The 12,002-nt window shown below is 63.1% G+C and carries 10 protein-coding genes and 2 pseudogenes; 10 read left to right on the top strand and 2 right to left on the bottom strand.

The features are described 5' to 3' along the window. Window positions 1-379: 379 nt before the first annotated feature. The 5 genes and pseudogenes from sepH to ACFWPK_RS34115 form a co-directional block, all read left to right on the top strand. A complete protein-coding gene (gene sepH / locus ACFWPK_RS34135; RefSeq protein ID WP_378922931.1) occupies window positions 380-1,396 on the top strand; it encodes a septation protein SepH in 1,017 nt (338 codons plus the stop codon). A gap of 401 nt (window positions 1,397-1,797) precedes the next feature. Beyond that, on the top strand, window positions 1,798-2,073 hold the full coding sequence (locus ACFWPK_RS34130; protein WP_378922929.1) for a hypothetical protein: 276 nt from the start codon (window positions 1,798-1,800) through the stop codon (window positions 2,071-2,073). Between the two features lie 534 nt (window positions 2,074-2,607). Beyond that, entirely contained in the window at window positions 2,608-2,763 is a 156-nt protein-coding gene (locus ACFWPK_RS34125; RefSeq protein WP_378922927.1) for a DUF6131 family protein, read from the top strand. Between the two features lie 97 nt (window positions 2,764-2,860). Next, on the top strand, window positions 2,861-4,012 hold the full coding sequence (locus ACFWPK_RS34120; protein ID WP_378922926.1) for a glutamate--cysteine ligase: 1,152 nt from the start codon (window positions 2,861-2,863) through the stop codon (window positions 4,010-4,012). 364 nt (window positions 4,013-4,376) lie between these two features. Further along, window positions 4,377-4,653: pseudogene (locus ACFWPK_RS34115) on the top strand (transposase); the annotation flags it as partial. On the opposite strand, the gene ACFWPK_RS34110 reads toward ACFWPK_RS34115, so the two are convergent. Further along, window positions 4,625-5,548 (bottom strand): sterol desaturase family protein, encoded by a 924-nt coding sequence (locus tag ACFWPK_RS34110; RefSeq protein ID WP_378922925.1) that lies wholly within the window; start codon window positions 5,546-5,548, stop codon window positions 4,625-4,627. The pseudogene ACFWPK_RS34115 and the gene ACFWPK_RS34110 sit on opposite strands and share 29 nt — an antisense overlap. A 1,504-nt stretch (window positions 5,549-7,052) precedes the next feature. Continuing rightward, window positions 7,053-7,178, bottom strand: a complete 126-nt coding sequence (locus ACFWPK_RS34105) for a hypothetical protein (protein ID WP_378922923.1) — start codon at window positions 7,176-7,178, stop codon at window positions 7,053-7,055. A 43-nt stretch (window positions 7,179-7,221) separates the two neighbouring features. Between ACFWPK_RS34105 and ACFWPK_RS34100 the strand changes: the two genes are divergently transcribed. The 5 genes and pseudogenes from ACFWPK_RS34100 to ACFWPK_RS34080 all read left to right on the top strand — a co-directional run. Further along, window positions 7,222-7,737, top strand: a complete 516-nt coding sequence (locus ACFWPK_RS34100; protein WP_378922921.1) for a hypothetical protein — start codon at window positions 7,222-7,224, stop codon at window positions 7,735-7,737. A 94-nt stretch (window positions 7,738-7,831) separates the two neighbouring features. Then, window positions 7,832-9,214 (top strand): molybdopterin-dependent oxidoreductase, encoded by a 1,383-nt coding sequence (locus ACFWPK_RS34095; RefSeq protein WP_378922920.1) that lies wholly within the window; start codon window positions 7,832-7,834, stop codon window positions 9,212-9,214. Between the two features lie 67 nt (window positions 9,215-9,281). Beyond that, a complete protein-coding gene (locus ACFWPK_RS34090) occupies window positions 9,282-9,788 on the top strand; it encodes a hypothetical protein (RefSeq protein ID WP_378922933.1) in 507 nt (168 codons plus the stop codon). A gap of 119 nt (window positions 9,789-9,907) precedes the next feature. After that, window positions 9,908-10,573, top strand: a complete 666-nt coding sequence (locus tag ACFWPK_RS34085; protein WP_378922918.1) for a class I SAM-dependent DNA methyltransferase — start codon at window positions 9,908-9,910, stop codon at window positions 10,571-10,573. Window positions 10,574-10,770: 197 nt separating this feature from the next. Continuing rightward, a pseudogene (locus tag ACFWPK_RS34080) lies at window positions 10,771-10,983 on the top strand (transposase family protein); the annotation flags it as partial. Window positions 10,984-12,002 lie beyond the last annotated feature (1,019 nt).

The following is a 12,002-nucleotide window of genomic DNA, read 5'->3' as shown; positions in this document are numbered from 1 at the left end:
TTTTCCCCCTTTTTTTTTTTTGGCGGACCCCCTTTTTTAGGTCGGGGTGGTGGTTGCTGTACTTATAAAACCCCAACTGCGGGCGGGGGGCGGGAATGTTTTGCGGCTCCCCCCCCCCCCGGCCCTTCTTTGTCTCACACTGCACACATTCGCAATATTCGCCGAGTTTTGACAGATCTCGGTACCGAGATTTGATGTTGATCTATCACCAAAACGCCTGCACACAAGCGGAATTCGTGTGGTGAGCCGCTCAGATTAGCCCCCTGGGCAGCCAAGGCGTGCGATTTAAGTCGTGCGTGTCTGCTGCGGCGGCCAAGTAATGTGCACTACTGTCTAGGAAAGTGGGCGGTGTCGTAGCCGACGCGATAGGGAGGTAACGGTGCGTGAACTTCGAGTGATCGGGGTGACGCCCGACTCCACGCACATCGTGTGCAGCGACACCGAGTCCGGTACCAAGTTCCGGTTGCCCGCCGATGACAAGCTCCGCGCGGCGGCGCGCGGCGACCTCGCACGATTCGGCCAGATCGAGATCGAAACGGAGGCGACTATGCGTCCTCGCGATATCCAGGCCCGTATTCGCGCTGGAGCGTCCGTCGAGCAGGTCACGGCAGAGTCCGGGATGCCGGAATCCAAAGTCGAACGATTCGCCTACCCCGTATTGCTCGAGCGTGCTCGCGCCGCCGAATTGGCGCAGAAGGCGCACCCGGTGCGCCCCGACGGTCCCTCGGTGGAAACGCTGCACGAGATCGTCACCGCTGCCTTCGCCGAGCGCGGCCACACCATCGAACAGGCCGAGTGGGATGCCTGGAAAGACGAAAAGGGTTTCTGGGTCGCCCAATTGCAGTGGCGGCACGGGCACTCCGAGATCGCGGCGCACTGGCGCTACCAGCCCGACGCGCACGGCGGCTCGGTGTCCGGTCTCGACGATCCGGCCAACGACCTGATCGATCCCGACTTCGGCCGCGCGCTGCGTGGGCTGGCGACGATCCTGCCGACGCCGGTTCCGGCCGCCGCACCGGTGATCGAACCGCCGACGCCGGTGGAGCCGCGTCCGCGCGAGCAGATCGCCGCACCGGCCGCCCGTCCGCAGAGTCGTCCGGCGCCGAACGTGGACGAGTACTACGAGCAGCGTCAGGTCGCGGCAGGCGGTGGGACGGCGGCGATTCCGGCCGCACCCATCCCCACGGCACCGATTCCCGCAGCGCCGAAGCCTGCTGCCCCGGCACCCGCTGTTCCCGCGGCGCCGAGCCAGCCCGCGGCACAGCAGGACAAGCCCGCTGCCGAGGAACCGGCCGCGGAGAAGCCCGCACCGAAGCCTGCGCGAACCAAGCGCGGCAAGGCACCTATGCCGTCGTGGGAAGACGTCCTGTTGGGCGTCCGCAGCTCCGGAAACTGACGAACGCCGAGCAGTCGCGAGTACATGGGTAACTCCATGTACTCACATCGGGGTAGCTTACGGGTGGTGTCGTTGTCAAGAGCAAACAGGGTTGGGTGCGCTTGACACTGTGAGCCCCTGAACTGCGGATATGCTGTATGTTCGCAGCGTAGGGTGGGCGACATTCATTGGTAGCGTTGGCGTCAACGAACGTCGTTGGTCGACATCAGACATTAAATGGCAGGTTTGATGACAAGCGACGACGGTTCGGCAGCAACCCGTCCACTACCCGTTCGTTCTGCCCCGATCCAACGAATGCACGTCGAGACCGAACTGCAGGACGGACTCGTTACCGCTGCTTGCCGGATCAGCGATCACGACTACTTCGCCCGCTATTTCCAGTTCGCGATACCCGAAGACGATTGAGCGACGTGGGGGTCCGCGAAGCGTTCCGCCAGCTTGTCCTGCACGCCGAACTCGACGAGGCATCAATCATCAGCACACACATCACTGAGCGCAGCCCTCGGCCGAGCAAACTGATGACAAACATGTACCGCAACCTCGATGTCGTCGAAGGAGCCCCATCCGCCACCAGCGCGGCAGCCTCCGACTGGGTCACCCGGCCGGTGGCCGGTGTGCATCGGATGGACCTCTACTACGGCTGGGGCACGGGAGAATCCACTTCGACTACCAGCTGACCGGGGAGAATCCCCAGGTCGCCAGTGCTACCAGCTAAGTAGATGGGACCAGGAACCAGTCCGTACCGGCGGCCGACCGGCATCGTCAGATCGAATAAGAATCCGCGATGACCAGGCGTTTCCGGTTGCCCATGTTTGAGTGTCCTGCCAGGGGCGCGAACCTGCGACACGCTGGCCATGCGCCGACGCCCATGCGATCGTCCCAGCCATCCAACCGGCGCGCGGAGCGGTCTTCTCGATGTAGCGGTGGGCGCGGTCCCGGTTGTCGCGAGCCAGGTCTGAGGAGGTGAGCAGGTCAAGCACTGTGACCTTATCGTAGGCGAGCAGGTCGTGCGCGGATCGCCCGGCGGCTTGGCCAGGCGCGGGACGGGACTCCGAAATGATTCGGAGTCCCACACGAGCTCGAGGCCAGGCCGGTCGCCACCGTGTGGTGCCGCGTCGCAGGGCGTCATCTTCCGAATGCTGGGGGGGTGCGTGTTTAATGGAGTTACCTGGCAGCGTTCTCGCTCAGGTTTTGTGAAATGAGGTGCGGCCATGATCGTGCTCGGGTTGATATTGTTGTTAATCGGCTTCCTGACCGGGATCTCGATCCTCTGGACGATCGGAATCGTTCTTATCGTTATCGGATTGGTCCTATTCCTGCTCGGTACGACCGGGCGCGTGGTCGGTGGCCGCAAGCATTGGTACTAGTGCTACGCGGATCACGACTCTCAGGGTGGTCAACGAGTGCACCCTCGGGCGTGCGTGTGTCTCTCGGTTCGGTCCCCTAACTGTGGAGCACTTCGGAATGGATCACGCGCGCCCAGCCGTACCCGAACGGCTCACACGACCCATCGCGGCGATTCCGTCGATGGGCGTGGAGGAGGAATTCCTCCTGATCGACCCAGCGACCGGGCAGCCGCTGATGCGCAACTCGCAGGTTGTGACGACTGCGGAGGAACTCGGTCTTCCGCTCCAACTAGAACTCTCGCAGTGTCAGATCGAGACCAACTCGGCGGTATGTTCGGACAGTCGGCGATTGCGCGCACATCTATTGGAGATGCGATCGATAGTTGCGGCCGCAGCGCTGGACAATGGAAGCGAAGTACTCGCCACCGGCACGTCCCCAATAGGTCCGGCGCCCATGCCGATCAGTGATACGCCCCGGTACCGGCGAATGGCGGAGCGATTCGGGGCCTTGGTTCACGAACAGGCGATCTGCGGATGTCACGTACACGTGGACGCACCTGACCGCGAGACAGCGGTACAAGTATGTAATCACGTGCGTCCGTGGCTCCCGACGTTGCTAGCACTAGGTGCCAACTCTCCCCTCTACAATGGCACGGACACGGGCTACGCGAGCTGGCGCACGATCCTGTGGTCTCGCTGGCCGGTTTCGGGACCACCACCCTACTTCGATTCCGCCCTCGAATACGACACAACCGTCGCAACAATGATCGACAGCGGATGCCTGCTCGACGAGAAGATGGTCTACTGGGACATTCGACCATCTTCTCATTTGCCTACAGTCGAGATCCGCGTCAGTGACGTCCAGCAAACGGTGGACGAGACGACTCTGATAGCCATCCTGGCCCGGGCACTGGTCATGACCGCACAGTGGTCGATCGACCGCGACGATCCCGCACCCAAGATCGCCGTGGAGACATTGCGCGTCGCGAACTGGATGTCTGCCCGGAACGGTCTCATCGGCGATGGACTCGACCCCCACACGGCCCGGGCCGTACCGATTTCCCTGCAAATCGAACTCCTACTCGACCACATTCGCGATGCGCTCGACGAACTCGGGGAAGCCCACCGAGTCAAAGCGGCTCTGGAGCGCTCGCTCGTGAATGGCAACGGCGCCATCTGGCAACGGAGTGCGCTATTGCGAAATCAGTGCGTCGCAGACATGGTGAAAACGGCAGCCCGGCGCACTCTCCGAGACAGTGAACCCGAGTGACGCAAACGCGTCAGGCAAGTTCGGCTGGTAAGAGCACCGAGCGAAAAAGTCATCCGGGGCGATCGCATGGGAGTCGAGACGACCAGCACCGTTCCGACCACTACCATCCTGTGCGGGAATCGTTTCGGAGGGACTGTTCACACACAGCGAATTCCTGAAAATGCGCTGGCTAACAAGGCTCACAACCGGTTACGTGCGCCTGGTGAACGCGGTAACGCGCTGCTCGAATGATTCAAGGCGTTGCGTCGAGTCAGCTTGTGTCCTTGGCTAATCGGGTCGATCGTGACGGCTGTGATGGTGTTGCTGCGAAGGTGACACGCGGGACGACATGACCGGGGCACGCCGACTACTCGGAAACGCTCATTTGGTCGCTCTCGCGCTGGATTTGACCGAATGGTGCCAAACCCTGGCTTGCCTGATCATCGCGCACGTCGGTGGGAACCGAAAACGCTGCGGCTGCGGTTGTTCCCCGCGGCCGGGCGGATTGCCCAACACGCCCGCAGGCCCGGCTACACCTGGCCCGACACGCTCCCCGGCCAACGCGAAGGACTCATCACCGCCCACATACCGGCCCTGATCCTGCTCTGGACCGATCAACTCAAAGCCGCGTAGTTACGGCGCCGCCTGCTCAGGTCGGCTGAGTCTGTTCATTCCGTGATCCGGTGTACCCCGTGTCTTCTCACGGGACCGTTCGGGTCGCCAGCCGGGTGGGCCGAAGACGTAACCGAGCTTGTTGCGCAGACCTCGTGCGCTGCGGACGTCATCGATGATGTTGCTGTACTCGTGGTACTCGAGCTCGAGCAGGTTGTGGGTGTTTACCGGCTTGGTGAGTCCGTAGGTGGGTCGGTGCAGCTCGGCTTGGAAAGTGCCGAAGATACGGTCCCACAAGATCAGTATGCCGCCGTAGTTCGTGTCGAGGTACTGCTGGTCGCTGGCGTGGTGGACGCGATGGTGAGAGGGGGTGTTGAAGACGAATTCCACTGGCCGGGGCAGCCTGTCGACGACCTCGGTGTGTGTGAAGAACTGGTAGATCAGATTGATCGAGAACGCCGGATAGATCATCCACGGCTCGAAGCCCAACAGCGGCAGCGGGATCCAGAACAGCCCCTCCGACCACGGGTTCCATTTCTGCCGCAGGGCGGTACTGAGGTTGAAGTGTTCGCTGGAATGGTGGGCTTGGTGACCGGCCCAACCGATGCGCACCCGGTGGGAAAACCGGTGGTTGCAGTACCAGGCGAAATCTACCGCCACAATCAGCAGCACCCAACTCCACCACACATCGGCCCGGATATGCCAGGGCGCCAGGTAGGTCCACAGGAAAACGAAGGCCACCAGCGAGACGAGCTCGAGCAGGAACAACGACACCAGCGACACAGCACCCATGCTGATGCTGGTACGCACATCGGCGACCTCGTACCCGGTCACCTCGCCGAAATCGTGGACCCGCAGAACCACCGCTTCGATGATGACGAACACCAGAAACACCGGAATGGCATACAGCAGGGGATTGTTCATCTGGTGCCAGAGCTGGGACATCAACGAGATCTCCTCAAACATGCTGCACACGACGGCGCCGACAGGCGGTCAAGTGTGCTGCGGTTGCCCAGACCGCGACCCGGACAGAATCGTTGCGGCTGGGAACAGCAAGCCCGACCATGCGACTTCTCTGTGGGCGTCGTTCCCACCCCGGACGTCACAAACAACAAACCACGCTGTATTCGTAGCGAATCCGGGTTAGGATGGGAACCCGCAGTCGACCACGGAGCCCGAAAGCGATGCCGGAGTGGGAGTCTCGGTCCGCTGACATCATCGAGCGCTAATCGCGGATCCATCAGGGTGCGCCATCATGACCGAGACCCTCGTTGGAGTTGGGGTATGCGGATCAATCAGCTGAGCGAGCTGCTGGCTCGGACTCGGGCCGGTGACTGCTCAGGGCTCCGGCAGTCTCAGTCGGTGCGCCTATGATCTGCGTCGACAATGCGAATTCGACAGCAGCTCTTGGGGTTCCATAGAGCGGGCACGACGGCTCGTGTGATAACCGAGTTTCCACACCAAAAACCGTGACGGAGCCGTCTGCGCCCGCCGTAGCAGTATCCCCCTTCCCTCCGATTTTGGAAACCCTCGATCGCTACCGGTTGCCAGCTGGTCGAGGTTATGGATACCGAACTGACGAATATCCTTGCACCAACGGTGCCAGTCGGCGCAGCGGCGATATCAATTGGTGGCCCTACTCGCGATTGCGATCCTCGCGGTCGCGGCAGGGATGTGCGGCTACACCAGGATTGGCGAGGTGGGCAGTGACCATACGCCAGAGAGGTGGGCAGTGACCGTACGCCAGAGAGGTGGGCAGTGACCATACGCCAGAGTTGATGGCCAGCCTCGGGATCGACCACCAGTCCGTGCCGTCCAGAAATGGACGAAACCGCCGAGGGCGGGGCGTCTCGGCGGTTTCTCGTACGGTGGTGCAGGACCAGCAGGGCTGTGCTCCCTGCACCCACCAACCAGCATGGGGTAATAGCACAATCACAGGACACCATATCGCTGCGCCCGGCCGATTCTCCCGCATCTATCAAACCTCATTCGGTGCCAAACTTCCAGATCCCACGGCATTCGAAATCGCATGATGTGACATGTATCCGGACGGGCCCGGCGACCATCGCTCGACCAACCCACCCTGGATGCGCTGACCAGACGTTGGTGACGGCGCGGCGGGGTGGCACAGCGATGACCCCAAATTTGCCAAACCCCCGTGAGTCAGGTCGGGCTGCCTGTTCTGTGTCGACGTTCTTCGGAGGGCGGGTTGATCCATGCCGATTCTGAAAGCTGTGGCGGTTTCGGTTCGCTCCGAAATCGGCGCGGTTTGGTGGCGTAGACGGCCAGTGCTCGGCCGCGACCCGCGGATCTCCGATGGCGTGTGCGCCTCCGAACGAAACCACCACGAAGCTACTCGGAATTCATTTCAAATGATGCCCCATCCGAGTTCCTGTCGGCACCGAATTCCAGAAAAGTCAACCTAGAGAAAGGTGAAGCTCATGGTCGACTATCGCAAGTCCGCCGTGATTGCCGCGATCACCGCGCTCGCGCTCACTCCGTTGGTGGGATGTACGAACGACAACTCCAGCGAAAGCTCCAGCACCACCACGACCACCAGCGCCAGCACCGCCATGACCACGACAGCAATGCCAACTCCGGCCGCTCAAATCGATGGCTTGACCGGGAAGACAACGGCAGTGGCGTTGGACAAGGGCTTCACCGACGCGTTGACCAGTCTCGGACTGACGCCAGGAGTTGTCGGCCACGCGACACTTGACAGTGGATCGGTCATATTTCCGATCACCGGTGGTTCCGTGAAGTACTACACGCCCGGCACTGTCGAGCCCTACGTGCAAGGCGATATCAAGCACAACGGCAGCGGTCTGTCGTTGGCTGCCGGGCACACCACCGTCGAGCTGACCAACTTCGACATCGACCCGGGCACCTCGCTGCTCTACGGGGACGTGAGCGTCAACGGAACCCCCGCTGCGACGCATGCTGTCCTGTTCAACCTCGATGGCAGCACTTTGCAGCCGTTGCAGACTGGCGCAGACGAGACCGCCATCCTGCAGGGCACCCGCGTCCTGGTGTCCGAAGACGCCGCCGCACTGCTGAACAAGACGTTCAACACGGACGCGGTGAAGGCGGGCCTACTGGTCGGAATAGCGACGATCACCCTCAACACCAAGTAGCGGAGAGAATCTTCCGCAACGAATCACCCGGCGATCGGCCTGGCCCCTTTTTGCGGAGCACTTTCGGTGTCGGCCCACATCTAACGGGGTGCTCATGACCGTGAACGGTTCCAACGCGCAGGAACCCGACCAGCATGTGAATCCAGCCGAGCGGGATGCAGATGTAACCGCTGACGCTGTGGCATATGGCTTCCCAGCCAGCCTGTGGAGAGCGGTCGGGCGGCGGCGGCCTCCCTTGCTGCCAACAGCGCGGACCTGGCGAAGCCCGCTGCGGGGGCCATGGCTGACGTCCGTTTTCGGCGCGGTGCTTCTGGTAGCCATCCCGATCGTCACCGTCACCGGACTGCTCGACTACATCGCCTACGGACCTCAGTTCGGTCAAGCCATCCCCGCGGACGTGGGATGGTTGCACCTACCGTACTTCGACTGGCCGACCCGGCCGTCCTGGCTGTTCCAGCTCACCCAGGGTCTGCACGTCGGCCTCGGGCTGATCATCATCCCCGTAGTGCTGGCAAAGCTGTGGTCGGTCATGCCGCGTCTATTCACCTGGCCGCCGGCCCGATCGACCGCGCAAATCCTGGAACGGCTCTCCCTGCTGCTGCTGGTCGGTGGCATCGTGTTCGAGATCGCCACCGGAGTGCTGAATATCCAGTACGACTACATCTTCGGGTTCAGCTTTTACACCGCGCACTATTTCGGAGCATGGGTTTTCATCGCCGGATTCCTGGTGCATGTCGCCGTCAAACTGCCCTGGATGGTTCGCCACCTGCGCTCACGTTCCCTGCTCGGGGAACTGCGAATTACCCGGGCCGATACCCGTCCTGAACCACTCGACCTCGACGGTCTGGTTGCCGAGGATCCCGTGCCCGCCACAGTCAGCCGTCGTGGTGCGCTCGCACTGGTCGGTGGTGGGTCACTGCTGGTAGCTATCCTGACGGTAGGTCAGACGATCGGGGGGTTCACCCGGCACGCCGCGCTTCTGGTACCGCGAGGTCGCGAAGCGGGAGGCGGCCCCAACGGATTTCCGATCAATCGCACCGCAACCGCCGCCGGGATCGACCCCGTCGCCACCGGGGCAGCGTGGCGGCTGACGCTGACCGCTGGGTCATCGACCCGGACTCTCGATCGTGCCGCCCTCCTTGTCTTGGATCAACACACCGCGCGGCTACCGATCGCGTGCGTCGAAGGCTGGTCCACCACCCAAACCTGGACTGGTGTGCGCCTACGCGATCTGGCCGCGCTCGCCGGTGTTTCCGCGCCATCCTCCGCGCACGTGATCTCCCTCGAAGAAGGCGGGCCGTTCGGTGCCGCGACACTGCAAAGCAATCAGGTCCTGGACTCCGATTCATTGCTCGCATTGAAGGTCAACGGAGCAGATCTCTCGCTTGACCACGGCTATCCCGCCCGCATCGTCGTCCCCGCGCTTCCCGGGGTGCACAACACCAAATGGGTCCACTCGATCGAGTTCCGGAGCTGACGTGCCCATCATCGTGACCGGCGTAAAGCGCTTCTACGGGGCACACCCCTTGCACTTGCTCGCCATAATGGCGTGTTTCGCCCTCGTCGGCTACGTCATCGCCGTCATGGGGCCGAAGACTCTGTGGAACCACGACGTGTGGTGGCAATCGATCCTCGTCTGGCTGCTTGGTGCGGTCATCGCACACGACCTGGTGTTGTTCCCCTTCTACGCCCTCATCGACCGAACGCTGACCTCGGGCTGGCGCGCCATCCGCGGTCGGCGGCCGAATCCGCGGCCAATGGTGTCGCCGGTGAACTACATTCGGATTCCGATGCTGGGTAGTGGTCTGTTATTGCTGCTGTTCTTCCCCGGCATCTTCGAACAGGGGAAGACGACCTATCTCGCCGCGACCGGGCAAACCCAGCAGCCTTTCCTGACGCGGTGGCTGCTGCTGACCGCTGTCATGTTCGGTGTCAGCGCATTCACCTACGCCCTCGCATGCGGCCGCGCACACTGGCACCCCCCATTGACCGCTGACCCCGACCCGGTGCCTGGCCAGGACTGTGAGTCGGCTCCGGAGCCTCCAGCGTGACCTGGGCAGCCGCGCCCCATCCGGCGGACGAAGGACCTGGCCGACCACCGCGGCGGAACTACCAGGCCGCACCGCCACCTCACCGAGCGCACACCGCGCCAGCCGAGTCGGCGAATGAAGTGAACTACCGCCAGGTCTTCGCCGGGTTTCCATGCTGGATCCGCGACCGCACCGGCGCCTGCCGACCGCTGCAGGTAGGCCGCTACCTCGGCGGCAAGGAATCCACCTCCGCAGATCGGCTGGCCGATCTGACGCTGCTCGGTCTGTGTACCGGTCGCACCGTGGACCTCGGCTGTGGGCCGGGCCGATTCACCGCCGCGCTGGCCGCTCGGGGCACACGGTCGCTCGGGGTCGACAGTTGCGCCGTCGCGGTGCAGATGACAATCCGGCGGGGCGGGCAAGCACTGCACCAAGATCTGTTCTGCCCGTTACCCGGCCCCGGCAGTTGGGCGCGAGTGCTCTTGGCGGACGGCAACGTCGGGCTCGGCGGCGAGCCTGTCCGCACGCTTCGCCGGGCCCGCGAGCTCCTTGCCCCTGGCGGGTTGGTCGTCGCCGAGGTCGACCCACCCTCGACCGGAATTCACTGCGAATACCTGCGGTGGGAAACGCCGCACAGTGTCGGCCGGTGGTATCGGTGGGCTCGGATCGGCACTGACGCCGTACACCGTGTCGCTGCCGCTGCCGGACTGCACGTAGCTAGCGTCATCGAGACCTCGGGACGCTTCGTCGTCACCATGCAAGTCATCGAACCAGCTGCGTGCGGAGTCCGATCCGACCGCGATTGATCAGGTCGGCCATCATGCAAGCAGCGGAGAAAGGAGCATTGAGGCAACCAGGATTCCGATTCGGCCACGCCGTTCAGTTCAAGGATCCTCCTCAGGCGAGGTGTCGCCGCGCTGAACCCGCTAAGCGGTGTCCCGTAAGTCGTTGAGCGGCAACGGGTATCGTGTCGCTGGTGGTGATCTCGGTGTCTGACCCGGTGATGGTGGAGTTGTTCTCCGGGCTGCGGCCGGCCACCATCGCTCGCCTGATCACGCAGTTGCGGCGCGAGGGGGCTGATCGGCCGTTACGAGGCCGACCTTGGGGGTTGTGTTTCGAAGACCGGGTGTTGTTGGTGGCCACCTACTGGCGGACCAACCTCACGATGCGGCAGCTCGCGGCGGTGTTCGGGGTATCGAAGTCGGCCGCGGGCCGTCACGACCGGCGGCAGTGGCGTCCCATCGCTTCTGCCACGAATCTCCTGGACAGAGTTCCAGCTAATTCGAGCACAGCCCGCAACAACAGCGTGCGATGACAGCGAGCATCTCGTCCATCGGCATGGACGGTGCATCGACAGTCTGCCCTTGACCTCGGAGCGGCTCTCAGCGTACTCGGCCAGCTCACCGGAGCGGGCAATCCTCGGGCGCGCGAGCCTCGAATACCGGGTGAACCTGGTATTCGGGGTGGGCGAACACCAGGTCTCCAGTCGTTAGCCCCGGGTCGTCAGCCGACATTCGTCGGGCCGGGACTACGACCAGCGGAGCCCGGCTCACGCCGGTGCCTGGAGTTGGTGGGTCGGCGCAGTTTCGCTCTAGTCCTTCGGCGCGAAGCTGACACCCGGCACCGGCCCACCAACCCACTGCATCTCCGCGATCGGCAAACGTGGTCAGGAGATGACTGTGGACAGTCGTGGCCGGGTTCTATGCCGAACGCAACCGCGGATCCCGCAGCAAGACCCTGCTGACGGCGATCCGCCCCCGCACCGCATCGACTGGTTCAACATCAGCGCCGTAACCTGTGCGAGCACCACCGCCGTCGCCATCGCTGTCGGGACGGCAACATCGTCGCCGGGCTGTCGGCGGGCGCATTCGTGCTCAATCTGGCGAAGATGCTGCGCCGGTAGGCGACCGGGCCGCCCGTGAACATGTTTGCGGGCGGCACCTCCTGCCAACTAGGGCGTGTCTCCCATTGATTTGATGGGTTGGCATACGAGGAGCATCAGCCCGAGATCCGGCGCTAGCGAGATGGGCAAAGCGCTGACCAGCTACTTTTCCGGCGGAAAGCCCCGGTCTGCGGAATCCGGCGCTAGGCCGCTATGACCGGTGCCATCCCATATTCGGCGTGCTCGTATGCCGACCTGGGGTTCCGGTAGTAACTGCCGAAAGATCAACGGATATGGGCTTGGCCCACATAACAGGGCCGCTTCGCGAAGGGGCGCGAGGCTATCGCGGCAAG

The organism is Nocardia sp. NPDC058519 (assembly GCF_042719755.1).
Lineage (GTDB): Bacteria > Actinomycetota > Actinomycetes > Mycobacteriales > Mycobacteriaceae > Nocardia.
The sequence above is the reverse complement of the archived record's forward strand: the minus strand, read 5'-3'. Positions and strand labels throughout refer to the sequence as shown.

Excerpts from the sequence above, each read along its gene's own strand:
- ACFWPK_RS34110 (WP_378922925.1), bottom strand. The coding sequence starts at position 5,548 with ATGTCCCAGCTCTGGCACCAGATGAACAATCCCCTGCTGTATGCCATT.
- ACFWPK_RS34105 (WP_378922923.1), bottom strand. The coding sequence starts at position 7,178 with ATGGCGGTGCTGGCGCTGGTGGTCGTGGTGGTGCTGGAGCTTTCGCTG.
- ACFWPK_RS34120 (WP_378922926.1), top strand. The coding sequence starts at position 2,861 with ATGGATCACGCGCGCCCAGCCGTACCCGAACGGCTCACACGACCCATC.
- ACFWPK_RS34090 (WP_378922933.1), top strand. The coding sequence starts at position 9,282 with ATGGCGTGTTTCGCCCTCGTCGGCTACGTCATCGCCGTCATGGGGCCG.
- ACFWPK_RS34125 (WP_378922927.1), top strand. The coding sequence starts at position 2,608 with ATGATCGTGCTCGGGTTGATATTGTTGTTAATCGGCTTCCTGACCGGG.
- ACFWPK_RS34095 (WP_378922920.1), top strand. The coding sequence starts at position 7,832 with ATGACCGTGAACGGTTCCAACGCGCAGGAACCCGACCAGCATGTGAAT.